Origin of the sequence: Shewanella sp. KT0246, assembly GCF_019654955.1 — a bacterium.
In the GTDB taxonomy this organism is placed as follows: domain Bacteria; phylum Pseudomonadota; class Gammaproteobacteria; order Enterobacterales; family Shewanellaceae; genus Shewanella; species Shewanella goraebulensis.
In genome coordinates this window covers 15,224-41,118 of sequence record NZ_BPEV01000028.1, presented here as the reverse complement: position 1 = coordinate 41,118, position 25,895 = coordinate 15,224, and the positions used below count along the sequence as shown (strand labels likewise).

The following is a 25,895-nucleotide window of genomic DNA, read 5'->3' as shown; positions in this document are numbered from 1 at the left end:
TCACGAACATCTTGATATCAATACTTAATTGAACTCAGTATCGTTAACCGTGTTGCTCTCACGTAAAATGCCAAGCATCAAAATGGTGACGTGTCCGAGTGGCTGAAGGAGCACGCCTGGAAAGTGTGTAAGGGGCAACCCTTCGAGAGTTCGAATCTCTCCGTCACCGCCAAATTCTTAAATTAAGACGTCCTAGGACGTCTTTTTTTATGCCTAAAATTTAATATTACCTCTAGTTTCCTGTTAAGAAGCAATTAAATTTATAGTTCTAGAACTAAGAGTCAGGCTATAGAATCTAGTCAATGCTATTAAGTTTTGACTAAATTAAAGCTAGCAAAGTAATAGTAACGTTACCTTGCTGTAGAACTTGATAGATTGCCGAACTTTAGAAGTAAAAGAGTGTTTAAATTTTTGCACAGTGGCTGTGTAATAAACTGAAACCTGTGTTTTCACTATCCTTAATCAACGCGTCAAAAACTATGTTTGTAATTGACGATGACAGACATATCAAATAATAGGACGAACAGAGAAGAAAGCAGAGAGCAGAGAGCAGAGAAGCTTACAATAATAAAAACATCCCGAGCATTTTTTTGATTTACTATAAGCCAAGCGTTTTGCCATCTAAAAACTGGTGAAACACAGCATATATTTTTACTTTCAAGCTTTCAAAGTCGTCAAATAATTTAACGATATTTTTTTACCACAACTACATTGGCTTTTTTACCGGTTGTACAACCACGACTTTTTTAACGGGAGCATGATTTACGACTTTGTGCGCTGGTGAGGTGCGAACAACCGTAGTACAACCTGTGCTAACAATAATAAGGCTTGTTAACATAAATAAGGGCAAGCTCGTTTTTATCTTTTGGATTGTTTGATGATAAAAGGTTTTATAGTTCAACATTTTCAGCTCCATACAAATTTAAATGTACTGACAACACGGCTTAATGAATTGCAATAACTGCATTTTAGCGGTTTGAATATGAGCAGAACATGAACGGATGCCAAGCGTAGTAAAAAAGGTGGTGGTTTGAGAAAAATGATTGTTAGCTAGCTAATAAAAAGCCAGAGTCGATGCTCTGGCTTTATGTATTTTAAAGTGTGTTAATTATTTGGCTGCTGATATTGATCAAACCACCAAAGTATATGAGCAACTTTCGACATCAAATTACTTGGCCGTTTATAAATACCGTGTGGGGCATCAGGTATTCTCACCATGGCGGTATCAATATTACGTAGTTTTAGCGCTTGGTAAAATTGCTCAGTTTCTGCGATTGGGGTGCGTTGATCCGCTTCGCCGGTAAGTAACATAGTTGGGGTAGTGACATTTCCAACATAGCTAATTGGCGATAGCTTCATGTAGTGTTCAGTATCTTCCCAAGGCATTTTCTCAAACCAGTTTTTAACTACAAACGGGTAGATGTCAGTGGTTAACACGAAGCTAAACCAGTTGATAACAGGCTTTGCCACTACTGCGGCTTTGAACCTGTCAGTGTGACCTACAATCCATGCGGTTAACACGCCGCCACCCGATCCGCCAGTAACGAATAGTGCATCTTCGTTAATGGCATCCTGAGCAATAACGCCATCAACCACAGACATTAAGTCATCATAATCTTGGCTTGGGTAATTATTATGTATGGTTTGAGCAAACTCTTTACCGTAACTGTCGCTGCCACGAGGGTTAGCATAGACCACCACATAGCCACTGGCTGCCATTAGCTGCACTTCTGCTGAAAAGTGAGGTCCATAATTGGTAACAGGGCCACCGTGTATTTCTAAAATCAATGGAAAGGTTTTACCTGCTTTTTTGTCTGCTTCATATCCCGGAGGATAAGCTACCCACGCTTGTATATTACGACCGTCATAGGTTGATTTAACATTGATTTCTTTAATATTTGCCAATGTTTTGTAATCAAGAGCATCACTGTTTAAATCTGTTAACTGTTGAGTATTACCTTTTCGGCTGATAGCTATGTCAGCTGGACGCTGCGGGTTTGAGTATGTAAAAGCAATAGTGCCATTTTCAGCCACATCAAATTCACTACCAGTATAAGGACGACCAAAGGCTAAGCCTCCAAGGTTTTGAGCAACGATTTTACGTTTGCCACTGAGTGGTTGATATGCCACATAGGTTTCACCTTTATCGTGGTAACTCATATAAACCGCTTTACTGTTGTCAGCCCATTGAATGCTGTTAATTGAGCGATCTAAGTCTGTTGTTATCGCACGTTTATTACTGCCATCAATATCCATGACGTATATCATGGTGTTTTCGTAGTTCATATGATGTTGATCGTAACCAAGATACGCGATGTACTTACCATTAGGCGATACATTAGGTGCGTTATCAGGCCCGAGGCGATCGGTTAATTGAGAGACTTTTTGAGATTGAACATCGATGCTGAAGATATTGCTATCTGTCCATTCAAGCTCTTTATCTTCTCGGGTGTTAGTCGAGTAAATCAGTTGTTTGCCGTCTTTTGACCAACTGATATTACTGCGATGGTCAAATTGTCCGTGAGTGATTTGTCTCGCAGCACCACCATCTGCTGACATGATAAAGATATGGCTGTTACCTGGTTTAGTGAAACCAGCCCCGTCAAATCGATAATACATATCATCAATAAAGACGGCTGGTTTTGCCCATTCTGCATTTTGAGGTTTGCCTGGTAGTGACACCACAGATTTAGGTTTACTTGGAACAAACTTGGTAAACGCAATACTTTTGCCATCTGGCGACCAAGTAAGGTTACCTGGTGATTGACTAAAGTGACTCATTTGGCCTACTTCTCCAGATTCTAGCCATTTAATATGAATTTGTGGTGAGCCACTGGCTGTCGATATATAGGCTAATTTGCTGTTATCAGGAGATAAAGTAGGTGAAAAATCCACATGTAAACCGTTGGTCACCGGCGTTAAACGTTTTTTCTTATCGACCTTCCAAATATTACCAAGCTTTTTATCACTTTGAATATCCATGAAATTTCGCACAAAATAAACTTCATCACCATCGTTATTTATTTCAAGGTTAGAGGCATATTCGAGAGTGAAAATATCTTCTAGTTGTAATGAGTTGATGGCGCTAGAGGAGGTTGATGCTTTGCTTGACAATTTAGGAGCCGAGTTGTCGGCTAATGCCATTGTAGAGGTTATGGCTGCTGCCATTGGCGTCAACATTAACACCAGGTAAATGCCTTTGTTCATGAGTATTCCTTGACTATAAAGTAGAACGTTTGCGATTTGTTAAGGCTTGATAACCCTTTATTGTTTAATTGGTGGGTTACTTTTATTTGATTGAATAAATTAACATAACATGAATCAATAATAAATGTATGTGAATCTAGATTTACATTTTTGTCATTTGCGGTATATTAAACTGATAAATACATAACGATAAGAACCAAATTATGACCGTAAACCCTTGTGCAAATCTAACCACTTGTCGATCAAAAAATCCATTCTTTAAACGTACAAACTTGGGCGCAATCATGCTCGCCAGTTTATTGAGTAGTTTGCTGACAAACACTGCAATGGCGGAAACTAAAGTCATCCATGCAGGTGAATTACTGACTATTGCGGGTAAAGCACCGCTCACAAAACAAACTGTAGTCATTAAAGATGGTGAAATTATTGCGGTTAAAAAAGGCTTCGTTGCTGCTAAAAGTATTGCCAAAGATGCCCGATTAATTGATTTGTCGGATAGTTTTGTGATGCCGGGTTTAATGGATATGCATGTACATTTACAAATGGAGTTAGGGCCAGATAACACTAGAGATACGGTAAAATTATCAGATGCAGATGTGGCAATGAAAAGTGTTCACTACGCTAAAATTACACTGATGTCTGGTTTTACAACGGTTCGTGATTTATTGAGCGAGCCAGAGCAAATGTATGCTCTACGTGATGGAGTAGAAAAGGGTTGGATTGAAGGGCCGCGTATTATTGCTGCTGCAGGTATTTCTATAACTGGAGGGCATTTAGATGCAGACGGTATGGCTCCAGATTTACTGGCAATGAAGTCCCCGAAAACGCTTTGTGATGGGCCATACGAATGCCGCAAAATGACAAGACAAGCAATTAAGTATGGCGCTGATGCCATTAAAGTCGCCTCTACTGGCGGAGTATTGTCTGATACTGATACAGGTACAGGACAACAAATGACAGATTTAGAGCTTAAAGAAATTGTCGAAACAGCCCATGGGTTAGGGCGAAAAGTGGCTAGCCATGCCCATGCAACTGCTGGGATCAATGCTGCTCTTCGTGCAGGTGTTGATAGTGTTGAACATGGTAGTTACGCAGATGATGAAACAATAAAACTGTTCAAACAAACAGGCGCATACCTAGTGCCAACATTGTTAGCCGGAGCTACAGTGGTTGATATGGCTGAAACTTCAGACTTTATGTCTAAACCTATTAAAGCCAAGGCCATTCGGGTTGGTGCTGATATGCTTGCTAACTTTGAAAAGTCCTATAAAGCAGGTGTTAAGATCGCTTTTGGTACCGATACTGGTGTGTCTAAACATGGAATAAACGCTCAAGAAGCAGTGTTAATGCATCAAGCGGGCATGAGCAATAGTGATATTTTAAAATCGGCAACAGTTAACGCTGCTGATTTAATTGATATGTCTGATAAGTTAGGCACGATTGAAGTAGGCAAATATGCTGACATTATTGCTACAGATGGTAGCCCACTTACAAATATCGAGGAGCTACTAGATGTCGACTTTGTGATGAAGGGCGGTAAAGTCTATAAGCAGTAGGCTAAAACACAGCACTTAGAATAAAATGTCTAGGTTATTAGCCTGCATAAATAGAGTTTAAAAGGAGCTAAGGCTCCTTTTTTAATGGAGTTAATTTGACAATTTAGCCTAAAAACCATGTTAAGTTATTCTTTGTTTTACTAAATTTTGTTTTATTAAAGCTTTTGCTTTTATCTAAGTTTGAGTATTTATGAGCTACTTGTAGACTAAATTTCAACCTAGCTTTTCAAGAGACTTTTCAGATGGCTTATCAAGGATGTGAAATGATTATATTAACGGAAGTCGATGGGGTCGAAATACTTACAAAACATCAAGCCAGTTGTCACTGCGGTGCAGTACAAATGGAGTTGTCATTACCTAATGGTTTAGTCGATGTTCGGCGCTGTGATTGCAGTATGTGTCGCAGACGAGGAGCCATTGTCGCTTCTATTTGTTTAGATGATATTCGCTTTATTCAGGGACAAGAATCATTAGGCTGCTATCAATTTAACACCATGACCGCTAGTCATTATTTCTGCCGAGACTGTGGCATTTATACTCATCATCAACGTCGCTCAAACCCTAATCAGTTTGGTTTTAATATTGGCTGTTTAGTTGGAATTAATTCATTAAAAATATCAGATGTTACCTTGTATGATGGAGTAAGCCATCCAGCAGATAGATGATTGAACCTCAGGTTGATGTGTATTATTGGGTGCTACAGATAAGATGTTATTTGCCATTTAGACGTAAGGAAATTGGAGGGGGAAATGAAAACAATCGGCATGTTAGGTGGCATGAGTTGGGAATCGACAGCCAGTTATTATAAGGCGCTTAATGAAGGTATTAATCAACAACTTGGTGGGCTGCACTCTGCTAAAATAGTTATGTTTAGTGTTGATTTTGATGAAATAGAGAAGCTACAACATCGAGATGACTGGAAGGGGGCTGCGAATATTCTTGCCGATGCTGCGGTGAATGTTGAAAAAGCAGGAGCAGATTTTTTATTAATCTGCACTAATACTATGCATAACGTCTATGACGATATTGTAGATAAAACCGCTTTACCCATTCTTCATATTGCTGATGCCACAGCTGAACAATTAACAATTGATGGAGTTAAAACCATTGGTCTTTTGGGTACAGGGTTTACCATGCAGCAGGATTTCTATAAGGGGCGTTTACGGGATAAATACAACATAAACGTTATCGTTCCAAGTGCTTCAGAACAGAAAATGGTACATAAGGTTATTTATGATGAACTGTGTAAAGGTAAAATAATAGCTGATTCAAAACTTGCGTACTTGGCGGTTATTGATAAGTTATTCGAACAAGGTGCGGAAGCTATTATTTTAGGCTGTACTGAAATAGCACTACTGATTAATCAATCCGACACCAATATCACCTTATATGACACTACGACTATTCATGCTAAAGCGGCTGTTGAATTAGCACTTAATAACTAACTACATTCAATTATCTGTATTTTTCATTGACTAGATAATTTGTTTTAAATATTTGTTAACTTGCTGGTTTTGTTCAGCCTGTTGTAATCTTTTTAACCAAAGGATTACCAAAAGGCTAGGGAATGAATAAATTCGTCCGCTACATTTCACTTTGTATTGCCGTGAGTTTTTTCTTATTTATTAGTTGGGCGATATATCTTGCTAATATGGGTGGCAACAATGTTTTATTCGATATCGTTAAGATTATTCCTTATGGCGATAAATTCGCTCACTTTCTTTTGTTTGGTTTACTTACCGCCGTTACATTATTTGCGAGTAAATTTAGTTATTTAGACATTGGCTATTACCGTCAACGCTTTTCCGTAAACTCAAGCCTACGCTTTAACTCAAACCCAAACATGGCTAACGATTTAAATAGAAAAGCGAACTGTAAAAGTGAACGTTTTTTGGTCAATAAATCTATTAAGATCCGTGTTTATTATGCGATTTTCGTAGTGAGTAGTGTTGTGTTGTTTGAGGAAATCAGCCAAATATTTATTACGACGCGAACTTTTGATATGACTGACTTAGCCGCTGATGCGCTGGGCATTGCACTTTTCAGTACCATCGCGATAAGAATTAATAAAAAACCTTGCGTCAAATAGCTAAGTTTATCCTTTTTGATAAATGAGATATGAGCTACTCGACCTGAAAGAGGCTTTTCAACGGGTTACATAAATATTGATAAGACAGATGTTTTAAAACTATTGCTGCATTGACAGTACTCGTATAACTATCATACTTTTAATATGAGCAATTGATGAATTTATATGAGTAAGTGATGAATCATAAGTAAATTCAGTAAAATACTGGCTCAAATGGATTCTTCGATAATCTCGAACCATCATAAGGATAATGAATGGGCTTAATGTTATGCATGTCGATTATCAATTTGCCGACACTTAATATGTCGACAACCAATATATCGACAACCTTTGCTTACAGTCTGCTGTTACTGACTCTGCGTGTATATCAAAACACACTACGTAGCCACCTTTCGTTATTACAACTCTTTCTTTTTAATCCCATTATTAGTTCAAGCCAACAGGATAATCTATGAGCGATTGCTTCGATCACATTCAGCAGCTTAAACAAACCATACAATCTTCAGTAATTGGCCAAACTCATGTGGTTGATGCGCTGATATTGTCGTTGTTGACCAGCGGTAATGTATTGCTAGAAGGTTTGCCAGGAACGGCAAAAACACGCTCTATTAAAACACTGGCACAGGCGCTCGAGGTTAGCCTTGGCAGGGTGCAGTTTACCCCAGACTTATTACCATCTGATGTGACAGGCACTGAAATTTATCAAGAGGTGGAGGGCAAACAGACCCTTACTTTTCAGCCTGGTCCAATATTTAATAATTTATTGTTAGCAGATGAAATCAATCGTTCGCCAGCTAAAGTACAAGCTGCATTACTTGAAGCAATGGAAGAAAGGCAAATAACCGTTGCCGGAAAAACCCATAAATTACCAAAGTTATTTATGGTACTTGCTACTCAAAATCCCATTGAGCAAGAAGGCACATACCCTTTACCTGAAGCGCAGATGGACCGCTTTATGATGAAGATATTATTAGATTATCCCGATGCTGAAGCAGAATTTAACATTATTGAATTAGTACGCGCCGAAGAGGTAGTAACTAAGTCTAATTCGCTCACTATCGATCCTAGCCATATATTCACGGCTCGTGAACAAATTCATCAAATTCATATGAGTCAGGCGATTACGACTTATATCGTTGCAATTGTGATGGCTACGCGTAAACCATCGGCATATCCAGACTCACCTTTAGCTCAATGGCTAACCGTTGGTTCAAGCCCTCGGGCAAGCATAGCACTGGATAAATGTTCGCGTGCAGCGGCGTGGTTAGCAGGAAAAACCTTTGTTGATCCAGATGATGTTCGCAGTATTGTTCATAGTGTATTACGTCACCGTTTAGTTTTAAGTTATGACGCTATTGCCGACGGAATAACGCCCGATCAGGTGATTAATGAAATTCTACGTCAAGTCATAGCGGCTTAACTGAGTTTTATGATGAATAAAACTGATAATAATATTTACGTTGATATTGATCAGCTACGAAAGCTGCAGTTTAAGGGCGAGGGTATTAACTTTTCGCCCCGTCAAGCGGTTAATAGCGTATTAAATGGGCGTTATGCCTCTAAGTTACGAGGACGGGGTTTAAACTTTGAAGAACTTCGTCACTACCGTGCAGGTGATGATATACGTTACATGGATTGGAAAGTCACTAAACGCACAGGAAAGCCGCATATAAAGGTTTTTACCGAAGAGCGTGAACGTAATGTATTTCTGATTGTTGATCAGCGCGCATCGATGTTTTTTGGTAGTAAAGGCAAAATGAAATCCGTCATTGGTGCTGAGTTGGCAGCCTTGATTGGTTGGCGAGTTGTTGCTGCAGGCGATAGAATTGGCGCACTAATTTTTAACGATGACAATGAGACTGTGCTGCCAGCTAAACGAGGTCATAAGCACTTAGCACAAATTTTACACTCTGTAGTGAAATTTAATCATCAATTAGGTTTAGGAAATAACAGTCACAATGCTAGCGACAGTATAAATAAAGGTTGGCGAAAAATCGCGCAGGTATGTGGTCACGATTCATTAATCATCTATGTGGGAGACGGTAACGGTTGGAATGAAAAAACCACCCATTTAATGAAAAATATCCGTCGTCATAACGAAGTAATTGCCTGTAATATTATTGATGCGTTAGAACAAAAGTTACCCAGCATGGCGCAAATGGTGGTCAGTGACGGAGAGCTACAAATTCAATTTGATGCTCTGGGTAAAACTCAGCAGCAATACCAGCAGCGTATCGAGTCGCAGCAGACCCTATATGCGAAAACTGCAACAAAGTATCGTGTGCCTTTATTAACCATTAATACTATTAAACCTGTGAATATTCAGCTTCGTAATGCATTTAGACGAGGTGGTGAATGAGTCAGTTCAATGACACTTGGGGCAGTAATATAGTTAAAGAGTTAATTGAAACGACGCCACCAGAAGCTATTAACTGGTGGCCTCAAACCCTGGGCTGGCAAGTCGTTGCTGTTTTTCTATTAATTATTTTTTTACGTAAACTGTATTTAAGGTGGCGTTTATATCAGCATAATGTGTATCGACGTGATGCAATTGCTTGGTTAAATCAATTACCGCCATTTGAGAAATTGTCAACTCAACCTATTTTTCGACAACTGCCTAATCTATTGCGTAAAACTGCACTCGGGGGATACCAGCGCACTGAGATAGCAACCTTGTCAGGTAATTCATGGGCCCAATGGCTCGATGAGCAGTGCACTCAATCTAGCTTTGGTGAAGATGGCGCATTCATACTGCATCGTTTAGCTTATGATTCAGACTGGAACATGACGTCTGATCAGATGGATTCATTGACTCAGAAAGTGCGTTTGTGGATTGAACATCATCGAGGTGTGTATGATTGAGTTTACGTACCCACAGTGCTTTATTTTGTTGTTTGCACCTATAATAATTTATTTGATAGCGCCTACTTACAAAGAAAAGCGCAGTTCTGTTCAAGTGCCTTACTTTGAGCAATTAGTCGATATTACTGGCGAAAAACCTCAATTAGGGGCAGTGGTCTTAACGCGTAAAAACATCCAAAAACTGCTTTTAGTGCTCGCTTGGTTTTGCTTAGTTGTTGCAATGGCCAAACCTGAAATGATCGGCGCAGCCGTTACGCAACAAAAGTCTGCCAGAGACTTAATGATAGCGGTGGATTTATCTGGCTCCATGGATGTTGAAGATTTTTACTTGCCAAATCAAGGCGGAAATCAGACTAATAGTGTTGATAGGCTAACGGCGGTAAAACAAGTCTTGCGTGAATTTGTTAGCCAACGAGAAAATGATCGATTAGGACTCATCCTATTTGGTGATGCGCCTTATTTACAAGCACCGTTTACTAATGATTTGGACACTTGGCTAACCTTACTAAATGACACCCAAGTCGGTATGGCGGGGCAAAGTACTGCTTTTGGAGATGCCATAGGCTTATCAATCAGCGTATTTGGTCATCATGATACCCAAAATCGTGTGTTAATCGTATTAACTGATGGAAACGATACCGCATCTAAAGTTCCACCTGTTGAAGCGGCTAAAGTCGCAGCTGCGTCAGATATCAAAATTTACACGATTGCGATCGGCGACCCAGCCGCTGCTGACGAAGAGAAGGTGGATTTGGCCGTTTTACAAAGTATTGCAGATATAACTGGCGGAAAAAGCTTTCAAGCAATTGATACTAAGGCACTTGAAAATGTTTATACCGAGATTAATCAACTTGAGCCAGAATTATTTGAGTCGCAAACATTCAGGCCAAGAACCAGCATTCACTACATACCTATCGCATTGTTTTTATCTCTTTATTTAATATCATTGCTCATTGTCACATTTCGTTTTCCTAGAAAAATTAAGGAAACGCGATAATGGATGTGTGGATTATTCAGATGCAGCATTTTCATCTACTGAGGCCTTGGTGGTTATTAGTCATTTTCCCTTTGGGATATATTGTTTATCGTTTAAAGCAGCGACAGGATAACTTGGTGGATTGGCGTAAACATATGTCACCAACAATACTGCAGACATTGACAGTAAATGGCGACAAACAAAAATTTATTTCACCGTTAAACCTAACATTAGTATTGGGTATTTTAAGTCTTTTAGTGCTTATAGGACCAACTTGGCAGCAACAACAAAGTCCTTTTACTGAAGATAAATCAGCCTTGATTATTGCCCTTGATTTATCTGAAACCATGGAACAGACGGATGTACTTCCTACTCGACTAACTCGCGCGAAACAAAAGATTATTGAATTACTAACGATACGTGGTGATGCGAATACGGCCCTCATTGCTTATACAGGAACGGCTCACACCGTTATGCCGATAACCAATGACAGTAAAATGATTAAGCAGTTCTTAGACTCGCTAAGTTATAAGATTATGCCACATTCCGGAAAGCAGCCACAAAGCGTGTTACCGCTGGCCAACGTTTTGCTTCAAGCGACCAATACACCAGGTACAATTTTATTAATTACTGATGGCACCAGTGATGATGCGTTAAATGAGTTTGAGCAATACTTTTCTCAGGCTCAGCATCAGTTAATCGTTTGGGCAATTGGGCGAAACAACAGTGAATCTGATGAGGTGGGTTCAATTATTATTCCGATGCAGTTCGAACGATTACAAACTCTTGCCGAATTAGCTGATGGTCGCATGATACTACTATCAGACGATAAGCAGGATGTCGCAGAGGTCAATCGTTATATCGATAATAATCTTGTGGTCAGTGAAGATGAAAGCCGGCCTTGGTTAGATGCTGGATATTGGCTGGTGTATTTAGTGGCCGCGCTGTATTTACTCTGGTTTAGGCGAGGGTGGACATTGCAATGGTAATGACTCAAGCAAAATTACTCGTTAATAACATCATATTGGTTATCTCAAAACCTTGGGCAAAACTGACTTTTTGGTGTAAAAAATGGCGAGTAAGATTACTGATTGGCCTCGCTGTCACTTGCACTGTTTTTGCCATTATTAAGCCTCAATCTTTTGCTGATCTCTGGCTGACGCGAGATCAGCAAGGTATGTTGCTGTTTAAATTGGGTCATTATCAACAAGCTGCAAACCAGTTTAACCTTGTACGTTGGCAAGCATACAGTTTGTATGGCGCTGAAGCATTTGATCAATCGGCAATTTTATATAACCAGTTCGAAGGTGAAGCAGATCAAATTGCGAGAGCAAATGCATTAGCGCACGCTAGGCGCTATGTCGCAGCAAGAAACGTTTATCAACAAGTGCTCGATACATATCCTAACAATGAGCAAGCACAACACAATTTAGCCATTGTTCAAAATATCATTGATGAAGTGAATCGTATTGCTGAAAGCCAGCAAAGTGAAGCAGGTGATTCTCCGCAAGAGCTAGGGGATGATCCACAGACTGGAGAAGGCGCAAAGAAAAATGAAATAGTGTTAGAGGTGGCTGAGCATTATGACGCGAGTCAATTATTACTTGATCCAAAATTAAATGAAATGTGGTTAAGACAAGTTCAAAAAGATCCAGCTCGATTTTTAGCCAATAAGTTTCAAATGCAAAGCCTTGCAACTCATCAAATCAATGTAGATGACAACCTTAATTCTCGTGATATCGCAGATGAGAATAACAATATTGTAGAGGAGGGCAAATAATGTCATTGCTCAGCAATATAACGAATGTCACTTCTCTAATTCGCTTTGTTTTATTTGAAAACTTTCGAACATTACTGTTCATATGCTGCGTTCTATTCGGTTTGTTTTTGAGCCCTCATAGTTACAGTGCAACTGTCGAATCATTAATTGATACTAATCAATTAACCCTTGATATCCGGATGAAAACAACAGGACCTTTTATCGTCAAACAGCCTATTGTCATTCAAGTTGAAGTGGCAACACCTCGTTGGTTTGCAAAAGGCATTCAAGTCACGCCACCCGCATTTAACGATATTGTATTTTTACCTATTACAGGCTCTGCTATTACTGGGACAAAAAAGGTCAATGGTGCGTCTTGGAGCTACTTGATCCGAGAGATTACTTTGTACCCAATGCATTTAGGTGCATTTGAACTGCCAGCGTTTCAAGTTTTTGTTTCGGTGAATACTGAAAACGATGGTGTAGTTGAAGGCGTAATAAATACTGCTGGTTTTGAGTTTACAGCGCTAATGCCAAAAGGAATTACAGAGCTTGGTTATTCAAATGACTTATCACTAATTGAAGAAAAATTAATTGTTTCGTCAAAGGTTGATATTTCTGTGAGCCAAACTGTTGGCAATGAACCTCTCGATAAAATAGATCTGAAAAGATCATTTAAGGTGGGTGACGCTGTTACCCAAACCATTAATATTTCTGCGAAAGATGTACCCGCTATGATGCTGCCTGTGCTCGAACATTACCAAGTAGAAGGCTTAAGTATTTATCAGCAACCAACTCAATTAAATGATAGAACAAATCGTGGAGCACTAACCGGAACAGCAAAGCAAACCAGTAGTTATATATTTGAGACCTCGGGCGTATTCAATATTCCTAAGCAGATAATATATTGGTACAACACTGATAAAGATAACGTTATAGAATTGGTTGTGCCAGCTATGTCTTGGTCTGTTGGCGGGGCAGCAAAAAATAATAACAAAGATAGAAGTGCCCCCTTGTTGCCAAACGAGATTACAATCGGGTTGATAGCTATAGGTTTGCTGTCCATTTTTTTGTTGTTAAAACTAGGTGTATTCCAAACTGCGAGTATTAAAAAATACTATTTATCTTTGACGCAAAACGAAGTCAGGCAACTTAAATTGCAGCTTCGTAAACAGTATCATAGCGGTGATTATACAAGTGTGTGTTTGCTTCTATATCGTTACTTTCAATTAAAAACTGATTATAAGATTGAATTAAATCTGAATTACAAAATAGCACCAAACAGCGCGATAGAATCACATGAACAAACGACTGTCGTTAACTCGCTTAGGAAAGTATTTAATGCTGATAGTCATCAAACGGCATTGATTGAACGCTTACTAAGCCAAGCGTATTCTGAAGGTGATACAACGCCTATGACTACAGCGGAGTTTGAGCAATTACTTGCTTATATTCCTGTAAATAACACTTATCAATATTTTAAACCAAGTACAAAATCATCGTATAATATTGATTTAAATTAGAGGGTTAAGCCATTTAAATAAATTTAATTGTTACAACTCATATTATTCGCGGCCCATTATTATCCTCCAGCGGTTTTCATTTACACACCTTGAAAGTTTATCAATTAAGCTACATCAAAAATCTTTTAAAGTAACAATCTGAATTAGTTAAGCATTTCCTTAAGTTGGTTTAAATCTCCATTTTTTTGCATACGTATTCAATGATTTTAACCATGCTACAGCCTAAAAAGTGAGCAATGATAAGTATGTTTTAACAAAAAAATAACAACAATTTTTTACCTTGGGGAATACAAAATGAAATTTTCAACCAGTCTACTCAGTGCAGGCTTATTGATGGGGACAATAACTTGCGCTCAAGCAGCGTCGCAACCAACCACTTTCGTGCATTTATTTGAATGGAGTTGGCAAGATGTCGCAACCGAATGTGAAACGTATCTAGGGCCTAAAGGATATGCGGCCGTGCAAGTGTCTCCACCTAACGAACATATACAGGGCAGCCAATGGTGGACTCGTTATCAACCTGTTAGCTATCAGATTGAAAGTCGCGGGGGCAATCGGGGTGAATTTGTTGATATGGTAAACCGGTGTAAAGCGGTAGGGGTCGAAATCTATGTCGATGCCGTCATCAACCACATGGCAGCTGGCTCTGGAACTGGTGTTGCAGGAAGTACATTTGGCAACAAAAGCTATCCGATGTACAGCCCACAAGACTTCCATTCAACTTGTGAGTTAAATGATTACGATAATCGTTGGGAAGTGCAAAACTGTGAATTGTTAGGCTTAACCGATCTTAATACCAGTAATGAATATGTGCAGCAAACACTCGCTGGTTATTTAAATGAACTGTCATCACTGGGCGTAGCGGGTTTTAGACTTGATGCCTCTAAGCATATGGCCGTTGAAGATATACAAGGCGTGTTGGCCCGAGTAAATTCTTCACCTTTAATTTTCCAAGAAGTGATTGATCAGGGGCAAGACGTCATCAGTTCAAGTGAATACCTTAGTGCAGGCTTGGTAACAGAATTCAAATACACAACTAAGCTTGGAGATACTTTTCGCGATGGAAAACTGGCATGGTTAAGTAATTTTGGTGAAGGTTGGGGCTTTATGCCAAGTAGCTCTGCGGTAGTGTTTGTTGATAATCATGATAATCAACGCGGCCATGGCGGTGGCGGCAACGTGATTACTTTCGAAGATGGACGCCTATATGATTTAGCCAATATATTTATGTTGGCTTACCCGTATGGCTACCCTAAGGTGATGTCGAGCTATGATTTCCATGGTGATACAGATGCTGGTGCTCCTAATGTGTCAGTTCATAATAATGGGGAGTTAGCTTGTTTTGCTGAACAGTGGAAATGCGAACATCGCTGGAGCTATATATCTGGTGCGGTTGATTTTAGAAACCACACCGCAGATAACTGGACTACTACTCATTGGTGGGATAACGGCAATAACCAAATTGCTTTTGGTCGTGGCAGTTCTGGCCACGTTGCGATAAACAAAGAAGACGGCAATTTAACAGTATTACTTAATACCGATATGGCAGCGGGTACCTATTGTAATGTGCTAAAAGGTGAACTGGCAGCTAATGGGCAGTCTTGTAGCGGTGAAACCATAGTTGTTGATTCTAGTGGGAAGATAGCTGCGAATGTAGCACCATGGGATGCATTTGCGATTCATCAAGATTCAAAAGTGACAACAGTGATTGATGAAGGTGATTTACAACGAACTGTTATCTTTATTCAAGCGAAAACAGAATCGGGTCAGGATATGTTTATCCGTGGTGGTATTGATCATGATTATGCCAATAATAACTTAGGTAAAAATTGTCAGGTTAGTAATACTGAATGTGCGATCGCGATTTCACATAATAATCTTAATAATGCCACAACAGCGCCTTGGAAAACGAATGAGTCATATCTGGATTGGTACGGAAGTGAGGCGAATCAAAGCTCGGAAGCAGAAGGTACACCTTTAGATTGGACAACTAATTCTTGGCCATCGAGTTGGGGCGATGAAAAAACGGTTGCTGCAGACGGTTTTGGTGTTGAGCCTTTAAATACTTGGGGCGCACATTATTGGATGTTAGATATAGTGATGGATTGCAGCCAAACGGTGTCAGGTTATTTTGAAGTAAAAGCGTTTGTTAAAAATGGCCAAGGTTGGGAAGCTGATATTAATCAGAGTAATACACCATATCAATCAAGTAATCATGTTGCTCAATGCGGTAAAATCAATCGATTTGAGTTTAATCAGAGTACTGTCGAGATTATGAATTTTTAGGCTATTTAAGTGAAGCTATCAAATCTAAGCTAAATAACTAAGCTAAAAAATTAAGACAAAAAAGATAAGCCAGCGATATATTATCAGCAGTCTGGCTTTGTATTAAATACCTTAGTGCGTGCTACTTTTAAGGTTAACGTAACACGCTCTTTATTTTCTTTATTCTCTAGTTAAATTTCACCATTGCATTTTAAAATGACATTTCAAATGACACTTATAAAATCATAACAGCACTGGATGGCGAATAAGCCATGTTGTTAGCAATCAAAAATCAGCCAGATATTTTCTTACCCGACGCTATGATGTGGGGAAAGAAGGTTTAAAGTGTTTAAAGGTTTAAACAAAGTTTTAGCTTTAATATTGGTGTATTCTTTGTCACAGCCATGTCATATGAGTAAGATATATGCAAAGTTGTAAGTATGATTAATTTTATGCCCCCCAAGTAACTCTATGATTGTGTGAGAAAATTAATACTCTTCTTGTGTTATAAAATTAGCATAATAAATTGTAAAAAACACAGGTGGTTGAGCACTTTGGAAGGGGGTATTAATCCCAATTAGATGCGCTGTTTCGTATAGAACGCATAGCAGAATTTAATGATAATTAAACTGGAATGCATGTTAAGCGTGAGAGTGAATATTCTTATATAATTGCTCTAACTGTGAGTTTATCAAAACTTGGCGCAAGCCTCTTTTTTAGGGCATTCCCCATTCATGATTTTGGTGAGCTTAGTATCCTTTCGCTAGGCTGTTAAAGCCTAGCAAGCTTGATAAAAATGAATCGACACTTGATATAAATTAGGGTGACTATGTCCACTTTTTTTCGCTTTATTGCCATTGTTACTGCTGCACTTACTGTGACTTTTTTAGTGATGTTTGTCATTGCTGTATTAATTGATTATCACGTACCTGAAAATAAATTTGATAGCACAGTCAATTCACATTTTTATTTAAAGGCTAATCAATGCGTTTAATCTTAATTTCAATGCTATTACTTATTTCATTCGGTGTTAATGCTAACGAGATTAAGCCATTTACGTCAGATGGTTGTAGTGTTTTTCCTGATGGTACGTTTGCTCAAAACGAATTGTGGTTAGCGTGTTGTACCGCCCATGATTATGATTATTGGCAAGGCGGGACGTTTAAGCAGCGACTTGAATCTGATAAACGTTTGAAACAATGTGTAGATGCAGTTGGTGAGCGATATATTGCTAACATTATGCTTGTAGGTGTTAGGCTTGGTGGAAGCCCTTATTTCCCTACGACCTATCGATGGGGTTATGGTTGGCCATACCCAAGAGGGTATCAAGCATTAACCAGTGATGAAATACAGCAAATTAAAGCGTTACAATTTAACGGAATTTAAACAGTAAACACATTAGCCATTAAACCATGTAAATGTTAGTTTAATTTGTGTTCAATTTCTTAGTAAGCTGTTGAGTTGTCAATTTATTGAGAAAATCAATTTAAAGCAAATAAGGATATATTATGCTTAAGACGCTGATGAGTAGCGCAGTTATTGCGCTAGTGCTGACAGGTTGCTCCACTGCAGATAAACAAGTACAAACAGCCCCTCAAATTTCACCTCCCGCACAAAGCAATTTTAAAAGTTATAGCGCAGAAGAGTTCTATAAAACCACCAGTGTATTTGGTTCGTCGATAAATCACTCTGGTAGTGCTGTGCTGGTCAGTAATGATGATAGCGGTATTTTTAATGCCTACAAGGTGCCTGTAGACGGTTCAAAAACAACTCAATTAACTTTTTCCACAGAAGAGTCAATCTTTGTTGAGTCTTGGTTTCCTAAAGATGATCGTTTTCTTTATAGCGCTGATAAAGGTGGAGATGAACTAAACCATTTATTTGTTCAAGACTATGATGGGTCAGAAATAGATTTGACGCCTGGTGAAGGGCTTAAAGCAATGATGCTGTCATGGCATGAAGGTGATGAGTCATTTTTTGTAATGACTAATGAGCGTGACCCAAAATATTTTGATGTTTATCAATATAATACAGCTGATTATAGTCGTTCTTTAATATACAAAAATGATTCTGGCTTCACTGTAGAGAGCATAAGTCCTAATGGACGTTTTATCGCTTTAAGTAAAAGTCATTCTAATAGCAACACCGATTTATATTTAGTCGATTTACGTTTAAAGATGTCTAAGCCTCGATTAATCACAGAGCATACTGGTGATGTTTCTTATTATGCCTATACCTTTACCAAAGATAATAAGCAGCTGTTATATGCGACCAATGAGTTTGGCGAGTTTAACCAGGCTTGGACTTATGATATTGCTACAGGTGAAAGTGAGTTAAACTATAAAGCGGATTGGGACGTTAGCTTTAGCTATTTTTCTAAAGATGGCCGATATCAAATTACCGGGATCAATGCTGATGCTCAAACTCAGTTAACCATTACTGATGTTAGCAATAATAAAGCGCTGTCTTTACCTGCGTTGCCTAGTGGCGATCTACGTGGAGTTAATTTCTCTCAAGACTCCTCATCAATGGTGTTCTATATCAATTCTGACACCTCACCATCCAATTTATATAGTCATAAACTAGGTACAGATAAAGTATTGCGCCTGACTAACTCAGGCAATCCAGCGATTAAAGAAGAAAATTTAGTGGCGGGCGAAGTGATTCGATTCAAAAGCTTCGATGGTGTTGAGATCCCTGCTATTTTATATAAGCCTAAACAAGCTGAGTTTACCAAAGTGCCTGCGTTAATCTATATACATGGCGGGCCAGGAGGGCAATCACGTAAGGGCTACTCTGCCACAGTTCAGCATTTGGTCAATAATGGCTACGCGATCGTTAAAATCAATAATCGTGGTTCAAGCGGTTACGGTAAAACATTCTTTCACTTAGATGATAAACGCCATGGCGAAGATGATTTACAAGATGTGGTATATAACAAAAAGTACCTACAAAGCTTAGATTGGGTTGATGCTGATAAAATCGGCGTTATGGGTGGCAGTTATGGTGGCTATTTAACAATGGCTGCAATGGCATTCACCGATGAGTTTAAAGTTGGGATCAATATTTTTGGTGTAACCAACTGGGTTCGAACCCTAGAAAGCATTCCACCATATTGGGAAGCATTCAGAAAAAGCTTATATGATGAATTAGGCGACCCTGCAATCGATGGAGAAAGATTACACAACATCTCTCCAGTATTTTTTGGTCATCAAGTTAAAAGTCCTGTTCTAGTAGTGCAAGGGGCCAATGATCCAAGAGTATTAAAAATCGAAAGTGATGAAATGGTTGAATCTATTCGTGCTGGTGGAACTCATGTTGATTATCTGATTTTTGATGATGAAGGTCATGGATTCAGTAAAAAGGATAATCGAATTAGTGCTTCAAATAAGTATTTGGTTTTTCTTAAGCAATACCTTTAATCGATTTCTAAAGGTAAGTTGATTTTAATTCATATAAGAAATTTAAAGGCCGCTCATTAATTAGCGGCCTTTTGTTGGTTAATTTATTCGTGAACTTAAGCAATATGTTTTTATAGTGAAAAATATTCAACTTTAAATGTGCTTATTTTTAGTATGTGTTTTAGTCTAATAGCGACTCTATTAACAAATTGCAGACGACAATGACAAACTGAGTGTTGAAGGAAATAAGCGTGAAGATTGAACTGATAAATACAGAAGCTGAGCAAATTGTTGAACAGTTAGTTGCAGGTGTGCGCTCATTTAATCATGAGCATATGGGGGATGAGACATCAAAGCCGCTGACTGTTGTTATAAAAGATGACAAAGATAATGTGATTGCAGGATTAGCTGGAAGAACCATTTATAATAAGTTTTTGATTAATGTATTGTGGGTCGATGAAAAACTAAGAGGTGAAGGGCTAGGTTATAAACTTATGGATCTCGCTGAAAGTGAAGCCAGAAAGCGAGGCTGCCGTGCTGCACAAGTTGATACTTTGGCATTCCAAGCTTCTGACTTTTATCAAAAGAATGGCTTTACTATCATCGGCACCGTGCCTGGTTATCAAGGTTGTCCTGAACAATATTTCTTATTTAAAGATTATGATTAACGACTCGATAAACACATCACTAAGTCAAGCTAACGACTCATTGCAGCGAGTGAGAGGCTGGCTTACTCGCCAGCCCATAGGGTAAAACGCTGGTTAATAACTGCCTTTTTTACGGCTACGTGATTCTGTCTGGACAGTATTGATCATTTTCCCAAAGGCCTTATCTTTAGCACGCTTTTGCGCCAAAGTTGCACTATTAAAAGCTTGTTCTCTCATTAGTTTTTGGTAACTAATAAAACGCCTTTCGGTTATTTTTCCTTGTTGAATCGCTTTTTGAACAGCACAACCCGGTTCATCACCGTGCTGACAATCAGCAAAACGACATTGTGTTGCCAGTTCAGTGATTTCACTAAAGGTTTCACTTACGCCTTGCTCACAAGCACTTAGTTGCAGCTCTCGCATACCAGGGGTGTCTAGAATTAAACCACCTTGTGGTAATAATCTTAATGCTCTGGAAGTTGTTGTATGGCGTCCTTTACTATCATCTTCACGGATTGCACTTGTTAGCTGCGTATCTACACCCATTAACCCATTCACTAAGGTAGACTTGCCCACGCCTGACGAGCCTAGCAGTGCGATAGTTTTACCTTGTTTGCAATAACCACTGAGTTCAGTTAAATCGCTTGTATCTAAAGCATTTAGTGCATGAACCATCATGAAAGGATCAAGAGCCTGAACTTGTTGGCGTTTATCATCTGAGTCGATACATTGATCAGCTTTGGTCAGCACAATGATAGGCTCAACTTCGGCTTCTTTTGCTAACGCAAGGTATCGTTCAATTCGATTTAATTTAAAGTCTTGGTTTAGAGAACAAACAATAAATAAGCTATCGACGTTAGATGAGATAAGCTGAGTATCAACTTTGCTGCCAGGTGCTTTTCGCTCAAATAAAGACTGCCTATCTAATAAACGCATAAATCTATTTTCATGATTAAATATTACCCAATCACCGACACAAAGTTTATCCGTTTCAGAAGCTTGAATTGGCGTTTGTGACAATTTGAAAACACCAGTTTCTGTTATTGCGACAACACCACTTCGATGTTGCTCAATAACTCTTCCAAGGTATAGGCGTTCGTTCGCTGAATTCGAAACCAATAATTCAACCTCTTCTAACGAAAGTTGTTGTTGAAAATAAGGTCGCCAACCTAGTTGTGCTAACGAAAGAGGTGAAGAATGCATAAATTGACCTTTAATGATTAATGCCTGTTTTTGAGTAAAAATTAGTTTATTGGGTTAGATAATTCAATTTGTAAATAATATCGCCAGTTGCAGGCCATGTTAACTCACTGTCAAATGCAAAACCGTATGATTGGTAGAACTTACGTCCAATTATGTTCTGTTTAAAGACCTTTACTTGTAAGTCTCCATGAATTTGTTCGGCTTTGTTCATTAATGCTCTGCCAAACCCTTTTCGGTGACAATTAACATCTACAAATAGCCCGCCAATTTCATTCCCAATGAGTGCGATAAACCCCACCACTTTATTTTCATCAATAACTACCCAAGTATCAGCGTTAGGTAAGTAGAGGCTAGGGATGTTATGGCGCTCTTGCTCAAAAAAATCCTTGTTCATGAATGGGTGAGCAACTTTTGAAGCACTTTCCCAAGCAGCCATGACTTCTTCTAAATCTGTATCTCGGTACTGTCTGATTTTTATGTTCATATTACTAATTTTGATGTTTTTAATCCCATACATAGGATTAAGTTGCTTTAATGGAGCTCATTTTAAGGATTAGCTAGAAAGTAATATTGAATAAAAACGACAAGTCAGCGAACGGGAGGGTAAATAATTCAGTCTGGGTTTATGACGTATTAAGTTTTAATGTTGTTAATACATATACTTTATTAAATCCGTAGTAAATAATGATATACCACCTAATAAATTCGATATCACAGTAGCAAGTGAGTCATTTACTCAATATGGAGATTGAGCAATGTATTTAGAGTTGGCCATTTTGGCAGTTTTTGCTTTTAGTTACAGTTTAATTGCAGGCCGCGTAGAAACCTCAATGATTTCAGGACCAATGGTATTTGTGGTTGTTGGATTCATTTTGGGCCCATCTGTGCTTGGCTGGCTAGGTGGTGAGTTTGGCAATAACGGCATGCGAGTATTTGCCGATCTAACTTTGGCAGTCGTGTTATTTTGTGATGCGTCAAACAGTAATTTATCGGTTTTAAAAAAATATATCAGCATTCCTACTCGTATGCTCTTGTATGGTTTACCAGGCGCTATCGCTTTGGGGTTCTTGGTGGGTTATCTCCTGTTTCCTAATTTAACCGTTTATGAGATAGCAGCCTTAGCAACCATGCTCGCAGCTACCGATGCTGCTCTGGGTAAGGCTGTGGTTTCAAGCCCAATTGTGCCATCGAAATTGCGTGAAGGCTTAAACATTGAAAGTGGATTAAATGACGGTATTTGTGTGCCGATTTTGTTTGTCTTTTTGGCACTAGCAGCAGGTAGTGTTGCAGAAGGGCAAGTGTCACATATTGCATTTACCTATTTACTTGAAGAATTAGGCATTGGCTTAATGGTTGGTCTGTCAGCCAGTTTTATTGCGGCTAAATTAATAAAATATAGCTATCAAAAAAACTGGATTACCGATATTTGGAGTCAAAATATAGTACTCAGTTTAGCTTTGTGCTGTTTTGCTATTTCACAAGAACTCCATGGAAGCGGATACATTGCAGCATTTTCAGGTGGCTTGCTTTTTGGACACTTGATGAAAGACGTTAAGCACAAAATGATTTTGCCTACTGAAGGTATAGGTGAAATCTTAGCGCTACTTACTTGGATGTTATTTGGCGCTATTGTTATTGGTTCTGCTTTTGAATCCTTTACATGGACGATGTTGATATACGCATTACTGAGTTTGACCTTAGTACGAATGTTGCCGATATTTTTAGCATTAGGCAGAAAGGGGGAGAATATTCCAACTCGGATATTTCTTGGTTGGTTTGGCCCACGTGGATTAGCATCAATTGTTTTTGTCATCATTATGCTTGAACGAGATTTACCTGGTGGCGACTTTATGGCGATGACGGTGATTTGTACTGTATTTATTAGTTTAATTGTCCATGGCGTTTCAGCAAAGCCCATGTCTAAATGGATCAGCACAAGAGTTAAATAAGTCTATTAAGTAAAAGCTTTAAATAACCAAAACAAGTCAATGAACCTGTAATATTCACTAATGTGACTATTACAAGTTCAATTCAAGTTATTTAGCTAATACTTATAACTAAACGTACTGTTTTAGCTTAGCTAAAAAGCTGCATGATAATTACAACAATCAAGAACGGACAGACAAACTTCACGTACACAGGCCAAATACGCCAGAATAAGCTATTTTGATTAACCCCATCTTGTTGTGCAATTTCTGCAAGTAATTCATTTCTATGCCATACCCAGCCCATAAAGATAGCAATGCCTAAGGCGATTAAAGGTTGTGCACGCTCTGTCGTTAGAGTAATAATTAAGCCAAATAAACTGCTGAAGTTAAATACTATTACTGAGGCAATTACCGCAATCACAGCGCCAACCATAAGGGTTGCTTTACTGCGAGTCACTGATGTTTTTTCAACGATATAGCTGGTCGGAACTTCGACAATCGACATCGCAGATGTCAGTCCTGCAATCGTCATTAATACAAAAAACACAATAGCTAAAATATATTGACTAACACCGCCAATCGAATCGAATAATGCCGGTAATACACTGAAAACTAAAGTGTCTGAATTAAGTAAACTGCCATCTTCTGCAAATATCTGCACTCCATTATGTTGTGCTACGTACATTGCTGGAATGATCATTAACGCAGCTAGAAAAGCCACCATAGTATCTGTAAGTGTTACGAATGCCGTTAATTTGCTTAAGTTTTCTTGCTTATGTAAGTAAGCGCCATACACCATCATGGCACCGGTACCAACGGATAAAGAAAAGAAGGTTTGGCCCAATGCGCCGACTAAAACATCGGTATGAAATACCATAGAAAAATCTGGCACCAATAACACTTTTAAACCTTCAATCGCACCTGGCTGATTTAATATGTAGACCGCGCCGCCAACTAGCATAAGTAATAACATGGGCATTAAACGTTTTGACCACCGCTCGATGCCTTGTTGTACTCCTTGTCTGATGACTAGGATCACTAAGGCAATAAACACTAGGGTAAAGACAAAATTACGAGAAACAGAGAAGTCAGTTAACCAATTGGCGATTTCAGGCTTGTTTGCTATTTGTGCAACAGGTGCTATAGCAAAACTAATAAACCAACCCGATAAAATGCTGTAGAAGGTACAGATTAACGTCGCGGTAATAATTGAAATAAATCCTATAACTTTACCGATATTTTTTGTTTTAGCTGAATGTCCAAGTTTTGCCATAGCATCAGCAGGGTTGGTTTGTCCATGGCGACCGACCATAAGCTCAGACATCAACATTGGGTAGCCTAATAATACAATCAGCAGCACATACACTAATAAAAATGCGCCGCCACCGTGAGTAGCTGCTTGCGTAGGGAATCCCCAAATGTTGCCGACACCGACAGCAGAACCCGCTGCCGCCATGATGAATCCGATACGTGAACTGAAATGTCCGTCTGCTTGTGCGCTCATTATGACTCTCTGATGAGTTAGAAATGTAAAAGAGCGCGAATAATAGTGATTTGAGAACTTTCGTCAATAATGATTAATTGCGGGTTAGGATTTTTTAGTGGGATAACTCATGGTTATATTGGTTTATAGTGAAATTAAATCTCAAAAAAAAGGTTTTAATTGAGATTTAAACTGCTAAGAGTAACCATGTGAACGGTTTGCGCAATCTTATATTTTAAAACCTTGAATAGTAAAGTTTGATCAAGTGCACATTTAACCTAGTGGTATCGCAGTGCTACTTTTGACTTTCTTAAGTACAAAACTTGAGTGAACCCCAGCGATATGCGAGTTAGTTGTCAGTTTGTCGAGTAAGAATAGCTTGTAATCCTGCATATCTTTAACCAGCACTTTAAGATGGTAATCAGCCTCACTGCCTGTGATTAAACTGCATTCTTGCACTTCCTCATAGCGCGTAATATCGGCCTCAAATGCTTCTAAAATTACACTGGTATGCTTTTCTAAGCGAACCTGGATATAAACAGTTAATGCTAAATTAAAGTGCTCAGGGTTGAGTAAAGTTGAATAACCTGCAATATACCCGGCATCTTCTAAAGCTTTAACCCGACGAGAACAAGGTGAAGGGGATAATCCAACTTTTAAAGCCAGTTCTTGATTTGATAATCGGCCGTGTTCTTGTAAGTGTGTAAGAATCGCAAAATCGATTTTATCTAGTGTCAGTTCGTTCATGCGAGACCTTTTAGTGTTGCTTGCAATGAGCTATTGCTTCCAATGAATGAATTATAATCTTGTTATTTTGAAAAGTAACCAAACTAACAGGTTTCTAATGTTTGCGCTTAATGAGACTGATTATTCTTTAAATGATTCATCTTGAAATATTCAAAGTTGATTTATCTGTCAAAAATTTTTATTTTATTTCTTGTTCATGTTTAATTTATGTTGACTCAATGACATAACGACATTATTTTGCACATCCAT

The 25,895-nt window shown here is 38.7% G+C and carries 22 protein-coding genes and 1 tRNA gene; 18 read left to right on the top strand and 5 right to left on the bottom strand.

Annotated elements, in window-relative coordinates; translation table 11 throughout:
- Positions 1-84 precede the first annotated feature (84 nt).
- A tRNA-Ser gene (locus K5Q58_RS14525) sits at positions 85-172 on the top strand.
- Positions 173-1,104: 932 nt separating this feature from the next.
- Here K5Q58_RS14525 and K5Q58_RS14520 read toward each other — a convergent pair.
- A complete protein-coding gene (locus tag K5Q58_RS14520) occupies positions 1,105-3,207 on the bottom strand; it encodes a S9 family peptidase (protein ID WP_374758511.1) in 2,103 nt (700 codons plus the stop codon).
- Between the two features lie 284 nt (positions 3,208-3,491).
- On the opposite strand from K5Q58_RS14520, the gene K5Q58_RS14515 reads away from it, so the two are divergent.
- The 16 genes from K5Q58_RS14515 (at position 3,492) to K5Q58_RS14440 (ending at position 20,306) form a co-directional block, all read left to right on the top strand.
- Positions 3,492-4,763 carry an amidohydrolase family protein gene (locus tag K5Q58_RS14515; protein WP_259651350.1) on the top strand — a complete coding sequence of 424 codons (1,272 nt, stop codon included), beginning with the start codon at positions 3,492-3,494 and terminating at the stop codon, positions 4,761-4,763.
- A 263-nt stretch (positions 4,764-5,026) separates the two neighbouring features.
- On the top strand, positions 5,027-5,428 hold the full coding sequence (locus K5Q58_RS14510; protein ID WP_220754637.1) for a GFA family protein: 402 nt from the start codon (positions 5,027-5,029) through the stop codon (positions 5,426-5,428).
- 84 nt (positions 5,429-5,512) lie between these two features.
- Complete coding sequence (locus K5Q58_RS14505) at positions 5,513-6,208, top strand: aspartate/glutamate racemase family protein (protein WP_220754636.1); 696 nt, start codon at positions 5,513-5,515, stop codon at positions 6,206-6,208.
- A gap of 122 nt (positions 6,209-6,330) precedes the next feature.
- The gene (locus K5Q58_RS14500; RefSeq protein ID WP_220754635.1) at positions 6,331-6,852 is read left to right on the top strand and encodes a VanZ family protein; all 522 of its coding nucleotides are present in this window, start codon (positions 6,331-6,333) and stop codon (positions 6,850-6,852) included.
- A gap of 451 nt (positions 6,853-7,303) precedes the next feature.
- The gene (locus K5Q58_RS14495) at positions 7,304-8,272 is read left to right on the top strand and encodes a MoxR family ATPase (RefSeq protein ID WP_220754634.1); all 969 of its coding nucleotides are present in this window, start codon (positions 7,304-7,306) and stop codon (positions 8,270-8,272) included.
- 9 nt (positions 8,273-8,281) lie between these two features.
- Positions 8,282-9,211: a DUF58 domain-containing protein gene (locus tag K5Q58_RS14490; protein WP_220754633.1), complete on the top strand. Its 930-nt coding sequence runs from the start codon at positions 8,282-8,284 to the stop codon at positions 9,209-9,211.
- Entirely contained in the window at positions 9,208-9,714 is a 507-nt protein-coding gene (locus tag K5Q58_RS14485; protein WP_220754632.1) for a DUF4381 domain-containing protein, read from the top strand. The genes K5Q58_RS14490 and K5Q58_RS14485 overlap by 4 nt, the downstream gene beginning before the upstream one ends.
- Complete coding sequence (locus K5Q58_RS14480) at positions 9,707-10,711, top strand: VWA domain-containing protein (RefSeq protein WP_220754631.1); 1,005 nt, start codon at positions 9,707-9,709, stop codon at positions 10,709-10,711. The genes K5Q58_RS14485 and K5Q58_RS14480 overlap by 8 nt, the downstream gene beginning before the upstream one ends.
- Positions 10,711-11,679: a VWA domain-containing protein gene (locus K5Q58_RS14475; RefSeq protein ID WP_220754630.1), complete on the top strand. Its 969-nt coding sequence runs from the start codon at positions 10,711-10,713 to the stop codon at positions 11,677-11,679. Before K5Q58_RS14480 ends, K5Q58_RS14475 begins: the two co-directional genes overlap by 1 nt.
- The gene (locus tag K5Q58_RS14470; RefSeq protein WP_220754629.1) at positions 11,679-12,470 is read left to right on the top strand and encodes a hypothetical protein; all 792 of its coding nucleotides are present in this window, start codon (positions 11,679-11,681) and stop codon (positions 12,468-12,470) included. The genes K5Q58_RS14475 and K5Q58_RS14470 overlap by 1 nt, the downstream gene beginning before the upstream one ends.
- Before the next feature lie 107 nt (positions 12,471-12,577).
- The gene (locus K5Q58_RS14465; protein WP_220754628.1) at positions 12,578-13,972 is read left to right on the top strand and encodes a hypothetical protein; all 1,395 of its coding nucleotides are present in this window, start codon (positions 12,578-12,580) and stop codon (positions 13,970-13,972) included.
- Positions 13,973-14,266: 294 nt separating this feature from the next.
- Complete coding sequence (locus K5Q58_RS14460; protein WP_220754627.1) at positions 14,267-16,258, top strand: alpha-amylase family protein; 1,992 nt, start codon at positions 14,267-14,269, stop codon at positions 16,256-16,258.
- Positions 16,259-17,066: 808 nt separating this feature from the next.
- Positions 17,067-17,231, top strand: a complete 165-nt coding sequence (locus K5Q58_RS14455) for a hypothetical protein (RefSeq protein ID WP_220754626.1) — start codon at positions 17,067-17,069, stop codon at positions 17,229-17,231.
- Positions 17,222-17,623, top strand: a complete 402-nt coding sequence (locus K5Q58_RS14450) for a hypothetical protein (RefSeq protein ID WP_220754625.1) — start codon at positions 17,222-17,224, stop codon at positions 17,621-17,623. Before K5Q58_RS14455 ends, K5Q58_RS14450 begins: the two co-directional genes overlap by 10 nt.
- 122 nt (positions 17,624-17,745) lie before the next feature.
- Positions 17,746-19,659, top strand: a complete 1,914-nt coding sequence (locus tag K5Q58_RS14445; RefSeq protein ID WP_220754624.1) for a S9 family peptidase — start codon at positions 17,746-17,748, stop codon at positions 19,657-19,659.
- A 230-nt stretch (positions 19,660-19,889) separates the two neighbouring features.
- The gene (locus K5Q58_RS14440) at positions 19,890-20,306 is read left to right on the top strand and encodes a GNAT family N-acetyltransferase (RefSeq protein ID WP_220754623.1); all 417 of its coding nucleotides are present in this window, start codon (positions 19,890-19,892) and stop codon (positions 20,304-20,306) included.
- Between the two features lie 93 nt (positions 20,307-20,399).
- Here the strand turns inward: K5Q58_RS14440 and rsgA are convergent, their stop codons facing one another.
- Both rsgA and K5Q58_RS14430 read right to left on the bottom strand, forming a co-directional pair.
- Positions 20,400-21,488: a ribosome small subunit-dependent GTPase A gene (gene rsgA, locus K5Q58_RS14435; protein ID WP_220754622.1), complete on the bottom strand. Its 1,089-nt coding sequence runs from the start codon at positions 21,486-21,488 to the stop codon at positions 20,400-20,402.
- 46 nt (positions 21,489-21,534) lie between these two features.
- Positions 21,535-21,972, bottom strand: coding sequence for a GNAT family N-acetyltransferase (locus K5Q58_RS14430; protein ID WP_220754621.1), 438 nt, complete (start codon positions 21,970-21,972; stop codon positions 21,535-21,537).
- Between the two features lie 271 nt (positions 21,973-22,243).
- Here K5Q58_RS14430 and K5Q58_RS14425 point away from each other — a divergent pair, with 271 nt between their 5' ends.
- Entirely contained in the window at positions 22,244-23,437 is a 1,194-nt protein-coding gene (locus tag K5Q58_RS14425; protein WP_220754620.1) for a sodium:proton antiporter, read from the top strand.
- 127 nt (positions 23,438-23,564) lie between these two features.
- On the opposite strand, the gene K5Q58_RS14420 is transcribed toward K5Q58_RS14425, so the two are convergent.
- Positions 23,565-24,920 (bottom strand): sodium-dependent transporter, encoded by a 1,356-nt coding sequence (locus tag K5Q58_RS14420; RefSeq protein WP_220754619.1) that lies wholly within the window; start codon positions 24,918-24,920, stop codon positions 23,565-23,567.
- Between the two features lie 252 nt (positions 24,921-25,172).
- Complete coding sequence (locus K5Q58_RS14415; RefSeq protein ID WP_220754618.1) at positions 25,173-25,646, bottom strand: Lrp/AsnC family transcriptional regulator; 474 nt, start codon at positions 25,644-25,646, stop codon at positions 25,173-25,175.
- Positions 25,647-25,895 lie beyond the last annotated feature (249 nt).